Origin of the sequence: Taklimakanibacter lacteus (genome assembly GCA_003576695.1) — a bacterium.
GTDB lineage: Bacteria > Pseudomonadota > Alphaproteobacteria > Rhizobiales > Aestuariivirgaceae > Taklimakanibacter > Taklimakanibacter lacteus.
In genome coordinates, this window is record QOZQ01000010.1 from 1 (window position 1) to 21,008 (window position 21,008).

Here is a 21,008-nt window from a genome sequence, read left to right on the forward strand (position 1 = left end):
ACCGGACTTCAGCCTGTTGCTGCGCGGCGACCTTCTGCTCGCCGAATTCGAGTTCGGCGGCGCCGATGCCGACTGGGATGGCTTTGCGATCACCGGCGAGGGTGAGTATCTGGTGTGGGATCAGGGTCTGTCGCTGTTTGCTGGCGCCCGCTATGCCGAGCGGGAGTTCGATCCTGATGGTTCGAGCACGTCTCTCGATATCGACGATTTCCAGGTCTATGGCGGTGTGAAATTCTACTTCGGGCAGGATGGCACGCTGCTTGAGCGTCAGCGCACCGGGCCGATCGACAACACCAGCGTCTTCGATGAGAAGCTGCCGAGGCTGATAGGCGGCATAGCCATCGTCGACTAAGGCGGAGTTGATAGATAATGGCAGGGGGTCGGTGAAAGCCGGTCCCCGTCCTATTTGGCCCAGCTGCTGGCGCGTGTTCAGGAAAAGTGGGCGCCGGCTTTCCGCCCGATCCCGCGCTGACCTTGAGAATCCAAATCAGGGAAGAGCTGGGTTCTCCTGTGACTTTCCGGCAACAGCAGAAAATTACTTGGTGAAGGTTGCCTCGCCGGCATTGAGTATCCTGGGGGGAATCTGTCTAATAGACCGGAGAGGGTTGATTTAATTCCTTTGTGGGGATCACTGATGATCAAGAGATTGAAGCTTTCCGCCAGCGCCGCTGCGCTGATGCTGCTTGTCGGGGGCGCTGTGTCGTCGGCGCAGGCTGCCGACGTGATGGATCCGGGCTGCATGTTGTCGGGTTCGGTGGCGGCCGGCTTCCTGTATGACTGGCAGACGCTGGAGATTGACGGCAGCAACGAGGATTTCGACATCGACTGGTCGACGCCGTTTGGCGAGGGTGCGGGCCTTGTGACCTGCGGCGGCTTCAACGCCCAGGCGGATGTCGCCTATTACGCCCATTCCGGCGATTTGGACGATATATCGAGCAAGGATGCCGACCTCGACCAGACCAATTCGCATATTGGCGGCGCGCTGTTCTACCGCGATCCGTCCAGCTGGGCTGGCGGCCTTCAGGCGTCGTGGATTTCGCAGGATATCTTCGGCAAGGACATCGATGTGTTCCGGGTCGGCCTGTTCGGCGAGTTCTATCTGGATGATGTGTTCACGCTCGGCGGTTCGGCGCATTACTATAACGCCGACTGGCCGGAAGGGGTGGACGAGGATGGTTTCCAGCTTGCGGCGTGGGGCCGGTTCTATGCGACGCCTGACTTCAGCCTGTTGCTGCGCGGCGATCTTCTGCTCGCCGAGTTCGACGCGGGTGGCAACGAGGGTGCCGACTGGGATGGTTTTGCGATCACCGGCGAGGGTGAATATCTCGCATGGGATCAAGGTCTGTCGCTGTTTGCTGGCGCCCGCTATGCCGAGCGGGAGTTCGATATTGATAATTCGAGCGCAGCTGTCGATATCGACGATTTCCAGGTCTATGGCGGTGTGAAATTCTACTTCGGGCAGGATGGCACGCTGCTTGAGCGTCAGCGCACCGGGCCGATCGACAACACCAGCGTCTTCGACGAAAAGCTGCCGAAATTTCTGCTCGGTCCCGCCAGCTAGCGTTTTCGGCGAAGAGGATTCGCGCCAAGTCAATGTATTGGAGCAAATTTCTATCGCCAAAGCCTTGAGCTTTGGCGATTACTTGGGGCGGACTCGATGGAGTTGAGGGGACTGGCGAAAGCCGGTCCTCTTTCTTTTTGGACTTGATCAGTACGGGCTTTTTTTCCTGGCATTTCCTGTCCCTGCGCCTGTGTGACGGGCTCCTCGACTGTGGCTTTCGGGTCACAGTCCTGGGGAAATATGGTTTTCCCTCAGGTAATTCCTCTTTTGCGGTTGGCCGTTGCAGCAGTTTGAGGGTATCTGTCCATTCAGAGGGGCACTCGATGTTGGGGAATCGACAAAATGACCAATAGGCTGAAACTTTCGGTGAGCGCTGCGGCTCTGGCGCTGCTTGTCGCGGGGGGCGCATCATCGGTGCAGGCCGCCGACGTCGTGGCGGATCCGGGCTGTACGCTGTCAGGCTCGGTGATGGCCGGCTACATGTATAACTGGCAGGACTTCTCCGCCGAAAACGACGAAGGAGAAGACGCCGATGGTGATGTCGAGTGGAGCACGCCGTTTGGCGAGGGCGCCGGCCTCGTGACCTGCGGCGGCTTCAATGTCCAGGCGGACATCGCTTACTATGCGCATTCCGCCGATATCGACGATATTTCGGGCAAGGATGTCGATCTCGACCAGACCAATACGCATATTGGCGGCGCACTGTTCTATCGCGACCCGTATTCCTGGGCTGGCGGTGTTGGCGCCTCATGGATTTCACAGGATATCTTCGGCAAGGACATCGATATCTTCCGCGTCGGCCTGTTCGGCGAATTCTATTTCGACGACATGTTCACGCTGGGTGCCTCGGCGCATTACTACAATGCCGACTGGGTCGAGGGGAAGGACGAGGACGGGTTCGAGCTCGCGGCCTGGGGCCGGTTCTATGCGACGCCCGACTTCAGCCTGTTGCTGCGCGGCGATCTTCTCTTCGCCGAATATGATATCTCGAACGCTCCCAACGACGTGGACTTAGATCTCAGCGGCTTCGCGATCACCGGCGAGGCCGAGTATCTCGTGTGGGACCAGGGCCTGTCGGTCTTCGGCGGCGCTCGTTATGCCGACCGGGAGCTTGATATCGACGATGGCGGTGATGACGTGGAGCTCGAGGTTGAGGACTTCCAGGTCTTTGCGGGCATCAAATTCTACTTCGGCCAGGGCACCACGCTGGTCGAGCGTCAGCGTACCGGGACGGTCGACAATACCAGCGTATTCAATGAGAAGCTGCCGAGCTTCTTGCCATCCGCTGCGGTGGGCGCAATTGACGCCGAGGGTGGCGGCATCCCCTGAGACACGGTTGATCTGGTGACATGGAGAGGCCCGCCGCGGTTTGGCGGGCCTTTTCTTTCGATGCGCGGTCAGGAGCATCGGAAAGCCACGACTCTCACCGCAATTTCAGGTAGTTAGAGAAGATCTCGCCAGAGTTGAAGGCTTTTGGCGATAAGGGGTCGCCCCGGCATATTGATTGGAAGGATCCCTTTTTGCGAAGCGATTCCCCTTTGCCGGGATGCGCGCTAGATAAGGGGCCGGACCGGCCGGCGCCTCCGGGCCTTGGCCTTTTCGTCATCCGGGGATAGAACGCGCTGGCTTCCAAGTCGTGAAATCGAGCTCATGTCGCAAACAAAAGAACTTCAGACCAAGCGCTTCAGCCTTCGCCCGATCACCCCGGACATGGTCAGTGACAACTGGATAAGATGGACCGGCGATCCGGTTCTCATGTCGCAGATGAACGCGCGCGTGGTGAAGCTTTCGCGCGCCGACCTGCAGCGTTATGTCGTCGCCGTCTGGAAGAGCAAGAGGATGATCATCGGAATCTATGCGCGTACCGGCGCCGACCATATCGGGATCTATGAGGTGGCGGTCGATCCCCGCAATGCCAATATTACCCTTGATGCGCTTGTGGACCAGCAGAGATATGTCTTGCCGAACGTGCTGGCGGAAACGGATCCGGTGCTGCTGCGGTTTTTCGCCGGTGACCAGCGCATCGAAAAGGCGATAGCGCAGGTTGTCGAGACGAATGCCCCCCTCATCAGCCACTATGAAGCGACTGGCTGGGTGAAGGAAGGCGTTCTGCGGCAGGAGGTTCACGCAGCTTCCGGCAACCGCCGTCTCGATGTCGTCCAGTTCGGCAGGATCCTTGCGAGCGAGCAGCCAGAGAGAACCTGAGATGGCCAAGCTCCCGCCTCCCGATTTCGTGCTCGCGAGCGAAAACTTCGTCATTCGTCCGCTCGTCCGCGGCGATGCCAGCCCCAAGCTCGAGTCCTGGATAGACGACGAGAATGCTGCGGCGATGCTGAATACGCCGCGGCGCAGCTGGACGGTCGCTCAGCAGGAAGATTTCTTTGGGCGGCATGAGGGCCAGCAGCAGCGCCTCATTCTGGGTATATTTCCCAAGCAGGCCAGGGAGCCGATTGGCCTGTTCATCGTGAAGGTCGCTGTGAGGGACGGTGTTTTCGTCATATCCCATCTGATCGGTGACAAGGCCTGGCGCGGCAAGAGCACGACTTTCGAGGCTTCCGAGGCCGTCTACGACTATTTCTTCAACACCCTGGGCTACGACAAGGCCAAGGCGAATGTCCGCCCCGAGAACAAGGCGATGTTGTGGCTTCTATACACCTATGCATGGCGCAAGGAGGTACGTCTCATCAGGCACCTGCGCCTGACCGGATCGCGGGAGCGGTCCGATCTCGTGGTATTCGGCATGCTGGCCGATGAGTGGCGGGCGCGGCACGAGAAGCTGCGATTCCACCCCCAGGGCAAGGCGGGAGCAGACTCGACGGTGCGATCATGAGCGCATCTGAGTTGCCGGCGAGGTTGCCGGAAAAAATCGCCGATCGCCGGGACATCGCGCCATGAACGGCCTGCCGCCCCCCGGGTTCAGCATCGAGTCCGAGAACTTCATAATTCGCCCTCTCGGGCGCGCGGACGCAACTCCGGCAATGGAGGCATGGACAGAAGACGAAGTCGTCGTCGAGATGTTGAACACGACGCCGCGGCGTTGGACGGTTGCGGAGCAGGTTGCCTATATCTCGCGTTACGACGGAAAGCGGACGCGCTACCTGCTCGGCATCTTTCCCAAAGCGGAGAGCACGCCGATCGGCTTCTTCATCGTGAGATTGCGACCGCACGACCAGCTGATGTTGGTGACGCACGCGTTGGGCCGGAAGGAATGGCGCGGGAGCGGTGCGTCGCGGGAGGCGTCCATAGCGATCTTCGATTTCTTTTTCAACAAGCTTTCCTACGCCAAGGCCAAGGCGAATGTTCGGCCGGACAACAGGGCGATGCAGTGGCTGCTGCTCAATGGGGGCTGGCGGGTGGAGGCTCGTCTGCAAAAGCATCTGCGCAGGAGCTCCACCGGCGAGCGTATGGACATGCTCGTCTTCGGCATTCTGGCGGACGATTGGCGGGTGAACCGGGACTTGGCGAAGACCGTGCGCAGGCGGGCCAAGCCATGAGGACCTCCGAGTTCCATCTCGCCGCAAATCGGCGTCAGCATTTTGCCGCCCTGGAACCGAAGGTCTGGCTTGAAACGTCGCTCTTGAGAACCTGGGTGATCGCCGATCCGCAGGTGATCGCCAAGGTGCTGCGCAGCCGGCATGCCGTCATCCTCAGCGTCGAGGAGTTCATCGATTCCATCGAGCGGGCCTATGATGTAACCTTCCCGTGCGTACGCTTTGCCGCGCGCCACCTGCCGCTTTTTCTCGAGGGCGATATCCATGCCGAACGGCGCCGGAGCTTTTCGCGCTACCTGGCCAGCCGGATGGCGGAGCTGGAGCGCCATCTTCCCGACCTCGTCGCGGGTCGGCTGGAGCCATTCCGGCGCAAGGGAGTTGTCGATCTCGTATCCGAGGTCACCGGGCCTCTGGTCCGCGATATCAATTCCATATTCGTCGAGCGGCAGGTGACCGAGGAGATCGGCGCCTTGAATCTCCTCGATCTGTTCGCGCTCAACAAAAGCGTGCGGCGGTTCAAGGATCTCGAGGAGCGAGTGGGTCGGGCGATCGCGTTCCTGGCCGCCGAGGGAGAGGACGAAGACCTTCTCGGATCCCGCTTCTCGGCCCTGACCATGGGCTTCGAGACGCTGATGACCATGTTGACGGAGGATCTCCATACGGCATTTCACGATCATGCGGGTGATCGCGTGCGTCTGCCGGACTATCCGATAGAGACCGGCGTTCCGCTGAGTTACCGCAGGGCCGGAAGCGATTTCGAGATGGGTGGGTATGCTTTCAAGGCCGGCGATCTCCTTCGTCTTCAGATGCAGACGACGGGCTATTCCGGGCGCCGGGCGGATCGCGAGACCATGTTCGGCGCGGGAACGCATTCCTGCGTCGGAAAGCAGGCATCCTTGCGGATCTGGAATGCGCTCAAGCAGGCGTTCGACGCGATGGAAGTCCGCGGTCGCGTCAAAGCCAGCGAGCTTGTCCCCTCCCACTACATGGTTCGCCACAGCTTTGTTCATGTCGAGGTGATCTGATGAACCGAGAGGAAGCAAAGTCGATGCTTCTCGATGTGCTCCATTCGATGGAGCTTATTTCCAAGGTCGAGAGGGATGCTGCGGCCGCGCCCGGCGCCGACGACATCGAGCTCGGCAGGCTCGGTATCGACAGTATGGCAGTCGTTGACATATGCGTCGAGGTCGAGGGCAAGATCGGCCGGGAACTGCGCGTCGAGGAGATCATCGACAATCCCACCGTCGATATGCTGGCGGCCCATCTCGCCAGTCCCGCGCCATGAAGTCCTACCAGCTCCATTTGGCGCGGGATCGGCGCGATTTGTTCGCGCAACTGTCTCCTGCCGTCTGGTGCGAAACCGGAATCCTGCGCACCTGGGTCGTGGCCGATCCTGCCCTGGTCACGCGGATCATGCGCCATCCGTCGACAGTCATTTCGGATTTGGCCGAGGCGGTCAGGACCGTCAGGACGAAATTCGCAATCGAACTCCCCAATATCGACTTTGCCTGCAGCGTCCTTCCCGTGCTGGTCAGCGATGACGTGCATCCCGACATTCGGCGCGGCTTTGCCACGTTCCTCTCCGGCCGTCTTGTCGAGCTCAATGCCGAGCTTCCCGGCATGGTCGGGGCCAGCCTGGCACCGCTTGCCCGGCGGGGCCAGGTGGACATCATGGCAAGCGTCATCAGGCCGCTCATGCGCCGGTTGTTCTCGATTTTCCTCAAGGCCGACATGCCGGAGGATTTTCTGTCTCTGCATGTCATCGAGATCCTCTCCTTCAAGGCGATGGTCGGGCATCTGAAGAGCCTCGATGCGCGCATCGGCAGGGCGCTCAGCTTTCTGCGCGCGACCTCTGCAGACGAAAGGGAGGTCGGCTGGAAGTTCATCTGCCTGGTTTTCGGGCTGGACTCGGTGACGATGATGCTGGCGGAGGGGATTGTAGCCGCGCTGCGGGAGTTCGAATCCGGGCGCACCGACGCCGTGAAGCTTCCCGATTTTCCGGTCGAAACCGGCGTTCCGGTCTCGCATCGCCGTGCAAAGAGCGATTTTGAGATAGATGGGCACAAGTTTGCCGCCGGCGACTGGATACGCCTGCAGATGCAGTCGCTCGGCTATTCGCCGGCGCCTGATGATCGAAAGTTCATCTTTGGAGCCGGTGCGCACTCTTGTCTCGGCAAGCAGGTCTCGCTGCGCATATGGGATGCCTTCAGGCAGGAATTTGACAGCTTGAACTTGCGGGCGCGGCTGATCGACTACAGCATCTTCCCATCCCATTACATCATCTATCACGATTCCATTCAGCTAGAGGTATTCTGATGCAGTCTGACGCAGCGAAGGCCGCGATCCTGGACGTTTTGAAGGAGCTGGAGCTCCTTAACGACAAGGCCGAGATGCCGGATATCGAGTTTGCCAGCCTGAGCATTGACAGCATCAAGGTCGTCGATCTGTGTGTGGCGCTCGAGGAGCGGTTCGGGCGCGAGGTTTCGATCGAGGAACTGGTGGAGAACCCGACGGTGAACCAGTTGGCGGCCCATCTCGCCAAGGTAGCTGCGGTCAGGCAGGTCTGAACAGGAAAGTATCTACCGCGTTGCGGCACTCGGCTGGCCGCGCTGTCGCTGCGCAGTCTGATAAGCGAGGGTGGCACCGAGCAGACCCCACATGCAGCCGAGCAGCAGATAGAGATGGCGCCAGTGATCGGTGTCGATCTGCACTCCCTGGAGCAGCACAGCGACAAGCGGGCAGTAGATGGCAATGGCGTGATGCTGCCAGGGCGTAGGCACCTTGAGGGCGCGCCACCCCGCCCAGAATGACATGATCACCAGCGTGAAGAAGGTGAAGCCGCCGATCCAGCCATAGGAGGCGAAGGCGTTGAGAAAGACATTGTGCGGATCCTGGCCGTAGATATAGCGGAAATGCCGCGGATTCATTCCGGCCGGTTGGGTGAGCACGCGGGGAATGCTGGCGATCTGCGAGCCGAAACGTCCGGTCTCGCCGACGTCATAGGATTGATTGAGGCTGGCGCGGATCTCGTAAAGCTGCCGCACGGCCGGAATCTGCAGCGCCGCGATGGTGCCGAGTACCAGTACTATGCTTCCGGTGATGGAAAGAAGGATAACTCGGTTGCGCAGCGCCCGACTGGGTGAGAACATCAGTGTGAGCAGGACGAGCAGCACGGCCGCTCCGACGGCATTGACCCAGGCGCCGCGAGAAAAGGCGAGGAACAAGCCGAGCGCGATGATGAGGGTCGCGAAGCCCGCCAGGATGGGCCGCCGGCTGCGGCCGGTCAGCAAATCCTGGGCGAGGAAAATGAAGGGGGGCACGAGGAAGGGCGCGAATACATTCGGGTCCTTGAATGTGCCGGTCGCGCGGCCCGAATGGGCCCAGTGCACGGCGAGGCCGGCCACATCGAAATAGCCCAGAATTCCGGTGATCGAGCCGATCACCCCGGCGGCAATATAGGCGTTGCGCAGGATATCCATGCGCGCATTGGTCTCGGTCGACACGAGGAAGCAGTAGAACAGTCCGGTGACCGCCATATAGAACGAAATGACGGTGAACCAGACGGAGATCTTGTCGTCGAGCGCCCCTTCGAGCCCGACCGCGCCGCCGTAATTGTAGAGGACCAGCGCGGTGACGAAGGGAAGCGAAACAATCGGGACCCGCAAGCCGCCGTAAGGCAGAAAGAGAAGCAGCGCCAGGCAGAAGATCAGTTCATAGGGGGCGGGCTCGATGACGACGAGCCAGAGCGAGGCGACCAGCAGCCACAGCACGCCCTTGCGCCAGAAATCCAGGCTCCCCAGGGCGCGGTGCGGAGGAACGACAGGAGGCTGCTGCGCAATCGCATGCGTCAATAGGCATTCTCCGTGGATACCAGCGCCAATGGCGTGTGCAGCAGGATATAGAGATCGAAGGCGATCGACCAGTTCTCGATGTAATAGAGATCATGCTCGACACGGCGATGCAGCTTCTCGACTGTGTCGGTCTCGCCGCGCCAGCCATTGATCTGGGCCCAGCCGGTGATGCCGGGCTTCACCTTGTGGCGCGCAAAATATCCCTCGACCGCATCCGGATAGAGATGCTCCTGCGCCTTGGCATGGGTCGCATGCGGCCGGGGCCCCACCAGCGACAGCTCGCCTTTCAGTACATTGAGAAGCTGCGGCAACTCATCAAGGCTTGTGCGCCGGATGAAGCGTCCGACCCGGGTCACGCGCAGGTCATCGCGAGTGACCAGCTTGGCCGCCGTCCGATCCGTCATCTCCGTATACATGGAGCGGAACTTATAGACGTCGATGAGCTCGTTGTTGAAGCCATAACGGTGCTGGCGGAAGAATACCGGGCCGCGGCTTTCCAGCTTGATCGCAAGCGCCACCGCCAGCATGACCGGCGAGAGGACGACGAGGGCAAGGCCGGCGATGATCTTGTCCTCGATCGACTTGAGCAATTGACCCCAGTCCGTCAGCGGCTTGTCGAAGACATCGATGAAGGGGACGTTGCCGATATAGGAATAGGCGCGTGGCCGATAGCGCAGTTTCTGGGTATAGGCGCTCAGCCTGATATCGACTGGCAGTACCCAGAGCTGCCTCAGCATCTGCAGTATGCGGGCCTCAGCGGTCAGTGGCAGCGTGACGATCAGCAGATCGACGCGGTTGCGGCGCACGAAATCGATGAGCTCGTTGATATTGCCGAGCTTGGGGCGGCCGGCGATCGAAGCCGGCGAACGGTCGTCGTCGCGGTCATCGAAGATGCCGATGACCGAAACATCGATATCATGCGAGGCTTCGAGCGCTTCGATGACCGAGGAGGCCGGTTCTCCGCCGCCGACCAGCACGGCGCGCCGGTCGAGCTGGCCCTTGGCATTCCAGCTGCGCACCAGGCGCGAGACGAGGATACGGAAAGCCAGCAGCGAGCACAGGCCACCGACGAACCACAGCGCGGCCCAGGCGCGCGAATAATCATCTCCCGCCTTGCTGAAGAAGACATAGGCGATGACGAGGCCGGCGATAATCAGCCAGGCGCCGGCAAGTCTTGCGACATAGTCGGCCGGCCGCAGCAGGGCATGAATGGTGTAGATTCCGCCGATATGCAGCAACGCCACCAGGGCCGCGGCGGCCCCCAGGATGAGCGGCACATAGATCGCGTAGGAAATGGCATGCTCGGGCGCCACATAGCCAAGGAGGATGAGGATACCCAGTATGCTCATCAGGACGAAGTCGCCCAATCGGACGATCCCGGCAATGATCCTGGCCGAGATCAGGGGCGCCTTGAGGATTTCCGAGACGGGTTCGACCAGCGTCTCGCGGTCGAGCACCGCCAGGAAGTCGCTTGTGATGATTTTATGCCGATAGAGCTTTTCGTTGCGCATCGCAGTTCTGTTTCAAGATGGTACAGTTTTGATCCCTGACTGCAGGAGAGCAACTTCGGGGCCCATTTTGCAGGCCTCGTTAACCAAACTGAAGGAACGTGCTTAACGCGCTCTTAACGGCTGGCCGTGCCCGCCAGGATGTCCCGATAGAAGACACTGATCTTGGCGCACATGCCCGCGGCCGAGAAGCGCGTCCGGGCCGTCTCGGCCAGGGAGCGGGCCAGCACCTCCCCATCCTCCAGACGGGTCAGGCGCTGCTCTATGGCTTTTGCCAGCATGGCCGGGGATGCCGGCTCGACCAGGCATTCGGGGGGCAATATTTCTTGTATCCCGCCGACCCGGGTGGCGAGCAGCGGTTTGGCAGCGGCGACGGCCTCGAGGATGACATAGGGCAGCGATTCGGCCCGCGACGGCATGACCATGAGCCTGCCGAGACCGAAGGCCTGGCGCGCCGGCAGGGCGCCGGTGAAGCGCACACTGTCCGTCAGGCCGAGTTTGCGAGCCTGCGCCTCGAAGGCCCGACGGTCAGGCCCGTCCCCGACGAGCGTCGCGCTGACGGGCCGCGTGCGCTTGAGCAGCGCCAGAGCCTCGAGCAGGTCGCCCACGCCCTTGAGATGGCGCAACTCGCCCAGAAAGACAAGTTCGCGGATATACGCATCGGGCGCGACGCCGGCGAACTCCTCGGGCCACAAGCCGTTGTGGACCACGCGGCTGGGAAGATTGCCGAGGCCGATCTTCCTTTCGAAGACGGATCGCTCATAGTCGCACACGAAAAGAAGACCGGCGCCGCGCCGCAGCAGCAGGCGCTCCGCCGCCAGGAACACGGCGCCGCGCGGATCGGACCATTCGTAATGCAGGCTGCCGCCATGCGGCGTGTAGAGGGCCGGAATTTTCAGGCGCGATCCCGCAAGCCGCGCATAGACGCCACCTTTGGCGCCATGGCCATGCAGGATATCGGGTTTCATGGTCGTGGCGAGGCGGGCGATCGCCGCGGCGGCGGTGACATCGGCAAGGCCGGGCAGGCGTCCGATCGGCAGTCGGTGAATGCCTAGTCTGCAGACTTTGGCCAGTGCCGACAGGCTGTCCTCGGCCGCGGGGCCTCCGGTCGTGGAATCGCAGACGAGGCCGACTTCATGGCCCAGGGCGGCGAGTCCCCGAGTAAGATCGCGCACATGACGGAATAGCCCGCCGACCGGAGTGCGAAAGACCTGGAAGCAGCGCATGGGCTGGCTCAGAACCAGCGCTCGCGAACATAGATGACGTCGCCGGGATAAACCTGCGTGGTGACCGGCGCCTTGTGGGTCTCCGTGCCTTCGACATTCTTGCGGGTGATCAGCACCGGCCCCTGATGGGCGCGCGGCGAGTATCCTCCGGCAATGGCGATCGCATTCTGCACCGTCATGCCCGGCTGATAGGGAAAGCTGCCGGCGGTGTTGACTTCACCGAGGATGAAGAACGGACGCAAGGTCGTGACCTGGACGGAGACGCTGGGATTGCGCAGGAACCCGTTGCGCAGCCGCGTGGCGACGAGCTTCTCGACCTCGGGCGCTGACATTCCGCCGACATAGGTCGTCTTGATATAGGGCATGGAAATGTTGCCGGAGCCATCGACGAGATAATCGTTGGTGAGGTCGGCCTCGCCGGCAACGCGGATGGTGAGGCGGTCGCCGGCGCCGATGCGGTAGCCTGTGTCATATTCGTATGCCGCGGCAGAGCCGGCGGCACCATAGGGAGGCTGGATTCCCTCTGGCGTGCTCGACGCCAGCTCGGTGACGCTGGCGACGGCACCTGGTCCTTGGGCGACGGTTCCATCCGCCATCACGCCCATGCCGCCGGTAGCGGCTGTGGGTGGATCGGCATCCCAGGTCTCGGCGCAGGCCGAGAGGAAGAAGGGCAGAACCGCAAGGATGATGAAACGCATACGCACTATCGCAACACTCCATGACGCTGCCAGTCCGCGTGAGCGGCATGGCTTGGGGAAAACGATAGGCATTTATGGTTAGCAATCGCTTAAGCGGCTGAAATGCCGCCGTATCGCTGTTAAGAAAATCCTTACCAGACGCAGCGCATGGTGCGGTGCCGAAACCTTTCATTAAGCATAAGTCGAGCGATGATCAGTCCAGAGCAAACCGGAACGAATGCCGGGTCCGTTGACCTGATGGATCTGCTGCGCGGCCTGTGGCGGCGCAAGCTGATGATCCTTCTGGTGACGCTCTTGTTTTCGGGGGCCGCCGCCTTCGTCGTGCTGCGCGACAATCCAAGCTACACGGTGGAGGCACAGGTTCTTGTCGATAATCTCGAGACGCCGTTCAGCCGCGCTCAACCCAGTGAAGGTGCTGATGCGCGCGCATCCTTCGACGATCGTGACATATTGAGCCAGGTCTCGGTGCTCAATTCACGCGATCTGGGTGACAGGGTCGTCAAGGACCTTGGCCTTGCCGGCAAGGGTGAGTTCGATCCTGCCCGTGAAGGCATCGGCAGGATCGGGCGGATCGTCATTGCGCTGGGCTTCCGCGACAATCCGCTGACCAAGAGTCTCGAGGAGCGGGCTTATGATCGCTACCGCAATTCGATGACGATCTTTCAGATTCCCGACTCGAAAGTGATCTCCATCAAATATTCGGCGCTCGATCCCAAGATCGCCGCCGATGTCGCCAACAAGCTGGCCGAGATCTATGTCACCTCGACCCGGGAAACCCAATCGGAGCCGACCGGACGGGCCCGTGACTGGCTGGCCGAGCAGATCGATATCCTGCGCCGGAAGGTGGCGGATTCGGAAGCGGCGGCCGAGGAGTTTCGTGCCCAGGCCGGCCTGCTGAAGGGAACCCAGGCGACGCTCGGCACCCAGGAACTCTCCGAGCTCAACTCCCAGATAACCGTCGCTGAAGCCGCCCGCACCGAGGCGCAGGCCAAGGCCAAAGCCATCCGCAGCATGCTGGATGATTCAGGCTCGGTCGATGCCTCTTCCGACGTGCTGAACTCCCCCTTTATTCAGCGTCTGCGCGAACAGCAGATTGCGCTGCAGCGGAACATGGCGGAGCTTTCCGTCACGTATCTGCCCGGTCACCCCAAGATCGTCGCGGTGCGCAACGAGCTTGCCAATGTCGATCAGCAGATCCGCAATGAGGCAATGAAGATCGTCGCCGGCCTCGAGGACCAGGCGCGCATCGCGCAGACCCGCGAAGCGTCGTTGCGTGCCAGCCTCAATGCCGCCAAGGCCAAGGCCTCATCGAGCAATCTCGACGAGGTCAAGCTGCGCGCGCTGGAGCGCGATGCGGCCGCCAACCGGACATTGCTCGAATCGTTTCTCAACCGCTACACCGATGCGAGCGCACGCCAGGAGATCGCTGCGCAGCCTGGTTTCGCCCGGATCATCCAGAAGGCGGTCCCGCCGTCCAATCCAAGCTACCCGCTGATCGGCCCGACGATCGTTCTGGCGACATGCGCCGGCCTTACGCTCGGTTTGGGCCTGGCTTTCCTGGCCGAAGTGCTTCGCATGGCCGGCGCTTATGCTCCGGCCCGGCCTTTGGCGCCTGAGCCTCAGCTCGGCGGTCCGGCGCTGGCATCGGTCCCGGTGCCTGCAATGCCTGGACCACGTCCCGTCGTTGCCGCCATGCCGGTGCAATTGCCCGCAGGCTTTGCCGGATCCGGCAATGGGCATGTGGCGCCCGTCAATCAGCCGATCCTGAGCGAGATTCCGGAGACCACCGATCTCATGGCGGCGGCAACTCACGCCAATCAGCCTTTGCACGATCCTGCCGCCATCTATGCGATGGCTGCCGGACGCATGGTGGGCTGGCTCGGCAATATCCGCCAGTCGCTCGGCGTCCAGAAGCTCGCCATCACGACCATCGGCGAGGAGGGGCCGGACGGGGCCACGGCGGCGGTTGCCATGGCGAGGATCATAGCCGCGCAAGGCAGCGGCACGCTGGTGATCGACGCCGACGACAAGCGCCCTTGCGTGCATACGATCTGCGGCATCGAGGCCGGCATGGGCCTTTCCGATATCCTCCTCAATGAGGCGACTCTCGACACGACGGTGCAGCGCGATCCGGGATCGCTCGCTCACATCCTGCGCGCTGGTACTCACAATGGCGAGCTCGCCGGCCTGATCGAGAATCCGCGCTTCGACGCCTTGCTGGAAGCGTTCGCCCAGGTCTATCCGGTGATCGTGATCCATTGCGGGGGCCAGTCGCCGGCCGCGCAGGCGGTGATCCGCAAGTGCCATGCCGCCCTGCTCATGGCGCCGGGGACGCGCATCCTCGATGCGGCGCGCATGATCGAATCCTGGCGGCAATCGGGTTTGCGCGCGGTGCAGTTCGTGCGCATCGGTCAGCCGGTGCGCCGCGCCGCCTGAGGTGGATCAGTGGGCGCCTTGCCCGAAGACGGCGCGTCGCGCTTTGGCAAGCGCATTCCAGAGCAGTGGCGTGCGCTTTATGAAACGCTTGCTCGCCAGGACGATGCTGCGGTGCAGCGCCCAGGCATAGCCGCACGGCGTCAGCCCGCGCACACCGTGGAACAGTTCGATATGTTCATCCGCCCAGGCCAGCTTGTAGTCGAAGCTGCCGGTCGAGAAATCGAAGAACTTCAAGCCACGGCCGCAGCAGGCCTCGATCGTCCGGCGCAGCAGCGCATCGCCCGGCGAATAGCGCCGCAGCCTCGGTGAGCCGAGCGAAGAGATCAGCGCCCAATATCCGCCGCCATAGTGTCCGCCAAGCGCCACCGCCTCCAGTTCGCCATCCGCCTTCATGCAATAGGGTAGCAGGACGGGCTGCATGTGGTCGGGCAGGTCGATGAGGCGGTGCATGAATTGTCTTTCATGGGTGTTGAAGACGCCATGGATGCCGCTTTCGGCAAGCCTGGATTTTTGCTGCTCGAACATGTCTTCGATAAGCTGATGCGCCTGCGCTCGGTCCTGTGGCAGGCCGACCTCGATCTTCGCCGCCTTGGCGAGCTTGGCGTCGCGCTTGCGGTTGCCGCGCCGGGTCTCGCCGGAGCGCTTGCGCGCATAGAGCGCCTCGAAGTCTTCTCCGAGCCTCAGCACATAGGAGAGATTTCGTCCGGCGAATGAGAACCAGCTCGCCAGCGGATGAGCGCAACCTTCCCACTTTGCCGGCATATCGGCGAGATCGACGGCATCGATGTTGTGCAATTGCGCAAGGACGTTCCAGCCCTCTGCGGCGAACCAGTCGGTTGCGCGGTGCAGGAACCGGCGGTCATAGAGGCCGTAGCCATAGGTCATTTGCTGTCCGCCCATCCATTCGAGGACACGGCAGCCTTGCCTCCGGCGCGCGCAGAAGGGGAGAAGAAACAGGAGTTCGCCGGACGGGTCTCGGCCGGTGACGATGACCGGTTCCGCTTTCGCCGCGGCGCCGGCGGTGGCGATCCAGGCGCTGCACCACTGATAGGTCTGGAAGAAAGTGCCCGCGGCGCGATCCTGGAAGGCAAGCCAGTCCGCTTCGAGCCCATAGAGCGTGTCATACGCTTCGATCGCGATGCGGGGCGCATGGGCCGGCTCCGCCGGCCCGGCGGGAAGCCAACGCGCCTGTTCCTGCAGGGGTGTGGCGGGCACTATGCTCAAAAAGGGTTCCCTCCGGTACGAATCTTGCCTTGCCCTAGCAAAAGTTCGTCAAGTTTTGGCTGATACTCCTTAAGTCGCGCAAAATTTACGGTTCCCGGTAATGGCCATCTCCGCCGCCTTCAAAGCAAGTCTTGATGTCCTGTACTATTCTGGGGCATCGCGGGTCTTGCAGCCGGTCTGTGGAGGAATGGGTGCAATATTCATGCTGCACCATGTACGCCCGAACGGCATTCCCCATCACGGTTTTGCGCCCAATGCGGGGCTCGAGATCACGCCGCAATTCCTCGATTCGGTCATCGGCCATGTCGTGGCCAGGGGCTATGATCTCGTTTCGCTGGCCGATGCCGCGCGCCGCGTCGCCGGCGAGGCGCCGTCGGAACGGCCCTTTGCCGTCTTCACGCTCGATGACGGCTATGAGGACAATTTCATCCATGCCTGGCCGGTCTTCCGCCGCCATGGCTGCCCTTTCACCATCTTCGTCGCTCCCGCCATCACCGATGGCACTTGCGAATTATGGTGGCGCGGCCTCGAGGCCGTCATTGCCGGCGCGCCGCAGGTGAAGGGCGTGCTGGAGGGCAGCGGTTTCGAATTCGAGACACGCAGCGATGCCGGCAAGCAGGCGGCGTTCAAGCGGCTCTACTGGCCGGTCAGGAGCCTGGAGGAACACCGCCAGCGCGAATGGATCAGGCAGTTCTGTGACCATCACGGCGTCGATCTCGAAGCGCAATGCCGCAGCGAAGCGATGACCTGGGACGATATGCGCCAGATCGCCGCCGATCCGCTCTGCACCATTGGCGCCCATACCATCAACCACTTCGCCCTGGCGAAGCTCTCGTCCGAGGAAGCGGTAATGGAAGCCGACCAGTCGCGCCGCCGGATCGGTGAGGAGCTGGGCCATATGCCGGAAGTCTTCGCCTATCCCTATGGTGATCCGACCTCGGCGGGCCCGCGCGATTTCGATCTCATGCGCGAGGCTGGCTTTACCACCGCCGTCACGACCCGCAAGGGCCTCATTTTCCCGGCCCACAGGGATCATCCGACCGCCTTGCCGCGCCTGTCGTTGAACGGCTTCTACCAGAAGCTCCGCTATGTCGATGTGCTTCTGTCGGGCACCGCGTTCGCACTCTCCAATGGGTTCAAGCGGGTGCGGGCAGCGTAGCTTCCTATATACTTGACAAAGTCAACTATCTATCGCACTTTCTGTCGCCATGGAAAACCCCGTCGCGGCGGTCAGGCGCTTCAACCGTAATTATACGAAATGGACAGGCCTGCTGGACGAGCATTTGCTGGCGAGCCGGTTTGGCCTCACCGAAGCGCGCGTGCTTTATGAGCTTGCCGCCCGCAAGGTCGCCACCGCAAGCGACCTGATTGCCGGCCTCGGCATTGATCCGGGATATTTGAGCAGGATTATCAAAGGCTTCGCTGAATCCGGTTATATCACGCGTGAGCGTTCGAGCAGCGACGGACGCCAGATCCAGATCGGTCTCTCAAAGAAGGGCGAGGCCGCTTTCCGGCCCCTCGAGGAAAGCAGCGTGAAGGCGGTGGAGAGGCTTCTCGGCGATCTTTCCGCCGCCGATCGCGAAAAGCTGGTCGCGAGCATGGCCCTAATCGAAAGCCTGCTGGGCAAAGCTCAGGATACGGAGGAGATGACTTTGCGCCCCCCGCAAGTGGGCGACTTCGGCTGGATCGTGCATCGCCAGGCCGCCCTCTATGCTCAGGAATATGGCTGGAACGAAGAGTTCGAGGCGCTGGTCGCGGAGATCACCGCCAAATTCATTCGTGACTTCAAGCCGGCCCGGGAGAGATGCTGGGTTGCCGAGAAGGGCGGCCGGATCCTGGGCGCGGTATTCGTTGTCGAGGAGGATACGGAAACCGCCAAGCTCAGGATGCTCTATGTCGAGCCCGCCGCGCGCGGCAGCGGCGTCGGCGCCAGGCTTGTCGGCGAGGTTATCGATTTCGCCCGCGCGACCGGCTATCGCCGCCTCACCTTGTGGACCAATGACAATCTCACCGCCGCGCGCCGCCTCTATCAGAAGGCCGGCTTTCACCTGGTCCGCGAGGAGCCGCATGAAAGCTTCGGCCACAAGCTCACGGGACAGTTCTGGGAAATGGCGCTCGGCTAGACCGGGCGCGACATCCAGCGGATGAGGAACATCACCGCCGGCAGCCAGGCGATGCCGGCGACAGCAAAGAATCCGATTTCCAGCGGCAAGGGCAGGCCTACCGCGACCATGCCGCCGATCGCCATGGCGATGAGGCAATAGACGATGAGGAAGGCCACGATGGCCAGCATGCCGATGAATTTGCGCTGTCTCAGGGTCATGCCGGATGACCTATTCCGTGCAAGCGTGGGGCGCAAGGTCCTGCGGCGTTTGGAGCCTTGAGGGCAGGGTGACTTGCGGCTATCCCGCTCCCATGATGACGCCCATAACCGACCGTGAGCGGGCCGCGCGGCCTCTGATCCGTGCCTGGCTGTGGTTCGCCGCCTTCCTCGTTTTCGTCATGGTGATCGTCGGCGGCGCCACGCGCCTCACCGATTCCGGGCTGTCGATCACCGAATGGCAGCCGCTGCTCGGTGCCATTCCGCCGCTCAGCGAAGCCGACTGGTTGGCCGCTTTCGAGAAATACAAGCAGATCCCGCAATACAGCCTCGTCAACCATGGCATGTCGCTCGCGGAGTTCAAGTTCATCTATTGGTGGGAATGGGCGCATCGCTTCCTCGGCCGCTTCATCGGCTTCGTGATGATCGTGCCGTTCCTTGCCCTGTGGCTCACGCGCCGGATCGAGCCCTATCTCAAGCCGCGCCTGGCTGGTCTCATCGTCCTGGGAGGACTTCAGGGCGCGCTTGGCTGGTACATGGTGAAGTCGGGCCTGGTCGATCGCGTCGATGTGAGCCAGCACCGCCTTGCCGCCCATCTCACTTTGGCCACCGTGATCTTCGGCGCCATCGTGTGGACGGCATTGGGCGTCGGCGATACGCGGCGGCAAAGGCCGCATGCGCCGGGGCAATGGGCGGCGCTGGGCCTCGTGGCCCTGATCCTTTTGCAAGTGGCGGCCGGCGGTTTCGTCGCCGGCCTCGATGCCGGCATGGGCTATAACACCTGGCCGCTGATGGACGGGCAATGGATCCCCGTAGGCCTCATGATCATGGAGCCCGTCTGGCGCAATTTCTTCGAGAACGCCATGACGGTTCAGTTCGACCATCGGCTTCTCGCTTATCTCGTGGCGGTCTGCGCCGGCCTCTATGCCTGGCGTGCGCGCAGCCAGGCATCGCTGGCGATGATCGCCGCGGTCGCGCTGCAGATCGCTCTCGGCATCTGGACGCTGCTCGAGCAGGTGCCCTTGTATCTCGGCCTCATGCACCAGGGCGGTGCCATGATCGTCTTCGCCACCGCTGTCTGGGCCTTGCATGAAGCCCTCTCGCGGCAAGAGGCGAGAGGGCGCAAGCTCCGTCAGGAAATGGCCTGATCGATATCGGCGATGATGTCCTCGACATCCTCGATGCCGACCGACAGCCGCACGACATCGGGCCCGGCGCCGGCCTGCTTCAGCTGTTCGGGCGAAAGCTGGCTGTGTGTCGTCGAGGCCGGGTGAATGATGAGCGAGCGCGTGTCGCCGATATTGGCGAGGTGTGACAGCAGCCTGGTGCTCGAGACCGCCTTCACGCCCGCATCATAACCGCCCTTCAAGCCGAAGGTGAACACCGCGCCCGCACCCTTCGGGCAGTATTTCTTGGCCAGCGCATGGTGCTTGTGGCCCTCTAGCCCGGCATAGTTCACCCAGGAGACCTGCGGATGCGTGTTGAGCCACTTGGCGACGGCGAGAGTGTTGTCGCAATGCTTGCGCATGCGCAGCGACAAGGTCTCCATGCCGGTCAGGATCAGGAACGAATTGAGCGGCGCGATCGCCGGGCCCAGGTCGCGCAGGCCCAGCACCCGGCAGGCGATGGCGAAGGCGATATTGCCGAAGGTCTCGTGCAGTTTGAGTCCATGATAGGACTCGTTGGGCTCGGTCAGGAGCGGATAGCGCCCGCTTCTCGTCCAGTCGAAGGTGCCGCCATCGACGATGGCGCCGCCCATCGAATTGCCGTGCCCGCCCATGAATTTGGTGAGCGAATGCACGATGATGTTGGCCCCGTGATCGAACGGCTTGCACAAAAAGGGGGTCGCGAGCGTATTGTCGACGATCAGCGGCACGCCGGCCTTCTGCGCAATCCTGGCGATCGCCGCGATATCCGTGATGAGGCCGCCGGGATTGGCGATCGATTCGATGAAGATCGCCTTGGTCTTGGGCGACAGCGCCTTTTCGATTGAGGCGAGATTGTCGGCATCGGCCCACACCACGTGCCAGCCGAAGGACTTGAAGGAATGGGCGAACTGGTTGATCGATCCGCCATAGAGCTGGCGCACCGCTACGAACTCATCGCCGGGCTGCATCAGCGCATGGAACACGATCATCTGTGCGGCATGGCCGGATCCGACGGCCAGTGCGGCGGTGCCGCCCTCAAGTGCCGCGACTTTCGATTCGAGCACCGCCTGGGTTGGGTTCATGATCCGCGTGTAGATGTTGCCGAAAGTCCTGAGCGCGAACAGGTCGGCGGCATGCTTGACGTCCTCGAAAACATAGGCCGTCGTCTGATAGATCGGTGTCGCCCGTGCCCCTGTCGCCGGATCGGGTTGTGCCCCTGCATGGATCGCAAGCGTGTCAAAGCCCGGCATCTTGTCGGTCATCATTGTCTCCCGTGAAGGTCCTTCGGGGCGCAAACTAGCCGAGTAGCCCATACCCCACAATGTCTATGCATTACCCCGATTTAACTGGTCGGCCCAGGCGAGCGAGGTTAGCTTTTCACCATCCGGTTGCGAGATCGGATGTCTATCAGAGGTGAAATTCTGAATATTTGTAAGACACGGGCGGCGCCCAAACCCGCCTGCGAGGCAATGGCTCGCTGAAGAAGGCCATGCGATCGTTTAGCGACAGGTAGCCCGGTTTCCACCGCCCCGGTGCCTGGCGCGA

Annotated in this window: 21 protein-coding genes; 14 read left to right on the forward strand and 7 right to left on the reverse strand. The window is 61.9% G+C overall.

Annotation, left to right across the window (positions count from 1 at the left end; genetic code table 11):
- The 10 genes from DT068_RS19760 to DT068_RS19805 all read left to right on the forward strand — a co-directional run.
- The coding region (locus tag DT068_RS19760) for a hypothetical protein (protein WP_162914323.1) at positions 1-352 on the forward strand (352 nt) is incomplete at its 5' end.
- Positions 353-634: 282 nt separating this feature from the next.
- Positions 635-1,561, forward strand: a complete 927-nt coding sequence (locus tag DT068_RS19765; protein WP_119391617.1) for a hypothetical protein — start codon at positions 635-637, stop codon at positions 1,559-1,561.
- A 342-nt stretch (positions 1,562-1,903) separates the two neighbouring features.
- Positions 1,904-2,890, forward strand: a complete 987-nt coding sequence (locus tag DT068_RS19770) for a putative outer membrane beta-barrel protein (protein WP_119391618.1) — start codon at positions 1,904-1,906, stop codon at positions 2,888-2,890.
- Between the two features lie 321 nt (positions 2,891-3,211).
- Positions 3,212-3,766, forward strand: a complete 555-nt coding sequence (locus tag DT068_RS19775) for a hypothetical protein (RefSeq protein WP_119391619.1) — start codon at positions 3,212-3,214, stop codon at positions 3,764-3,766.
- Between the two features lies 1 nt (position 3,767).
- A complete protein-coding gene (locus tag DT068_RS19780) occupies positions 3,768-4,391 on the forward strand; it encodes a GNAT family N-acetyltransferase (RefSeq protein WP_162914324.1) in 624 nt (207 codons plus the stop codon).
- A gap of 61 nt (positions 4,392-4,452) precedes the next feature.
- Entirely contained in the window at positions 4,453-5,055 is a 603-nt protein-coding gene (locus tag DT068_RS19785; RefSeq protein ID WP_119391621.1) for a GNAT family N-acetyltransferase, read from the forward strand.
- Positions 5,001-6,077 (forward strand): hypothetical protein, encoded by a 1,077-nt coding sequence (locus DT068_RS19790; RefSeq protein ID WP_162914325.1) that lies wholly within the window; start codon positions 5,001-5,003, stop codon positions 6,075-6,077. The genes DT068_RS19785 and DT068_RS19790 overlap by 55 nt, the downstream gene beginning before the upstream one ends.
- Entirely contained in the window at positions 6,077-6,337 is a 261-nt protein-coding gene (locus tag DT068_RS19795) for an acyl carrier protein (RefSeq protein WP_119391623.1), read from the forward strand. The genes DT068_RS19790 and DT068_RS19795 overlap by 1 nt, the downstream gene beginning before the upstream one ends.
- A complete protein-coding gene (locus DT068_RS19800; RefSeq protein WP_119391624.1) occupies positions 6,334-7,368 on the forward strand; it encodes a hypothetical protein in 1,035 nt (344 codons plus the stop codon). Before DT068_RS19795 ends, DT068_RS19800 begins: the two co-directional genes overlap by 4 nt.
- The gene (locus DT068_RS19805) at positions 7,368-7,619 is read left to right on the forward strand and encodes an acyl carrier protein (protein ID WP_119391625.1); all 252 of its coding nucleotides are present in this window, start codon (positions 7,368-7,370) and stop codon (positions 7,617-7,619) included. Before DT068_RS19800 ends, DT068_RS19805 begins: the two co-directional genes overlap by 1 nt.
- Before the next feature lie 12 nt (positions 7,620-7,631).
- On the opposite strand, the gene DT068_RS19810 is transcribed toward DT068_RS19805, so the two are convergent.
- The 4 genes from DT068_RS19810 to DT068_RS19825 form a co-directional block, all read right to left on the reverse strand.
- Entirely contained in the window at positions 7,632-8,903 is a 1,272-nt protein-coding gene (locus DT068_RS19810) for an O-antigen ligase family protein (protein WP_119391626.1), read from the reverse strand.
- Positions 8,900-10,414 (reverse strand): undecaprenyl-phosphate glucose phosphotransferase, encoded by a 1,515-nt coding sequence (locus DT068_RS19815; RefSeq protein ID WP_119391627.1) that lies wholly within the window; start codon positions 10,412-10,414, stop codon positions 8,900-8,902. Before DT068_RS19815 ends, DT068_RS19810 begins: the two co-directional genes overlap by 4 nt.
- Before the next feature lie 113 nt (positions 10,415-10,527).
- Complete coding sequence (locus DT068_RS19820) at positions 10,528-11,637, reverse strand: glycosyltransferase family 4 protein (protein ID WP_119391628.1); 1,110 nt, start codon at positions 11,635-11,637, stop codon at positions 10,528-10,530.
- A gap of 8 nt (positions 11,638-11,645) precedes the next feature.
- Positions 11,646-12,335 carry a polysaccharide biosynthesis/export family protein gene (locus DT068_RS19825; protein WP_162914326.1) on the reverse strand — a complete coding sequence of 230 codons (690 nt, stop codon included), beginning with the start codon at positions 12,333-12,335 and terminating at the stop codon, positions 11,646-11,648.
- A gap of 237 nt (positions 12,336-12,572) precedes the next feature.
- On the opposite strand from DT068_RS19825, the gene DT068_RS19830 reads away from it, so the two are divergent.
- Positions 12,573-14,771 (forward strand): exopolysaccharide transport family protein, encoded by a 2,199-nt coding sequence (locus tag DT068_RS19830; protein ID WP_162914327.1) that lies wholly within the window; start codon positions 12,573-12,575, stop codon positions 14,769-14,771.
- Positions 14,772-14,777: 6 nt separating this feature from the next.
- Here DT068_RS19830 and DT068_RS19835 read toward each other — a convergent pair whose 3' ends face one another.
- Entirely contained in the window at positions 14,778-15,986 is a 1,209-nt protein-coding gene (locus DT068_RS19835; protein WP_119391631.1) for a GNAT family N-acetyltransferase, read from the reverse strand.
- A gap of 211 nt (positions 15,987-16,197) precedes the next feature.
- Here DT068_RS19835 and DT068_RS19840 point away from each other — a divergent pair, with 211 nt between their 5' ends.
- Both DT068_RS19840 and DT068_RS19845 read left to right on the forward strand, forming a co-directional pair.
- Entirely contained in the window at positions 16,198-17,154 is a 957-nt protein-coding gene (locus DT068_RS19840; protein WP_162914329.1) for a polysaccharide deacetylase family protein, read from the forward strand.
- A gap of 49 nt (positions 17,155-17,203) precedes the next feature.
- On the forward strand, positions 17,204-18,118 hold the full coding sequence (locus tag DT068_RS19845; RefSeq protein ID WP_119391633.1) for a bifunctional helix-turn-helix transcriptional regulator/GNAT family N-acetyltransferase: 915 nt from the start codon (positions 17,204-17,206) through the stop codon (positions 18,116-18,118).
- Here DT068_RS19845 and DT068_RS19850 read toward each other — a convergent pair.
- Positions 18,115-18,318 (reverse strand): DUF2842 domain-containing protein, encoded by a 204-nt coding sequence (locus DT068_RS19850; RefSeq protein WP_119391634.1) that lies wholly within the window; start codon positions 18,316-18,318, stop codon positions 18,115-18,117. The two genes, DT068_RS19845 and DT068_RS19850, sit on opposite strands and share 4 nt — an antisense overlap.
- Positions 18,319-18,410: 92 nt before the next feature.
- Here DT068_RS19850 and DT068_RS19855 point away from each other — a divergent pair, with 92 nt between their 5' ends.
- The gene (locus DT068_RS19855) at positions 18,411-19,463 is read left to right on the forward strand and encodes a COX15/CtaA family protein (RefSeq protein WP_119391635.1); all 1,053 of its coding nucleotides are present in this window, start codon (positions 18,411-18,413) and stop codon (positions 19,461-19,463) included.
- Here DT068_RS19855 and DT068_RS19860 read toward each other — a convergent pair.
- Positions 19,448-20,725 carry an O-acetylhomoserine aminocarboxypropyltransferase gene (locus tag DT068_RS19860; RefSeq protein WP_119391884.1) on the reverse strand — a complete coding sequence of 426 codons (1,278 nt, stop codon included), beginning with the start codon at positions 20,723-20,725 and terminating at the stop codon, positions 19,448-19,450. The two genes, DT068_RS19855 and DT068_RS19860, sit on opposite strands and share 16 nt — an antisense overlap.
- Between the last annotated feature and the right edge of the window lie 283 nt (positions 20,726-21,008).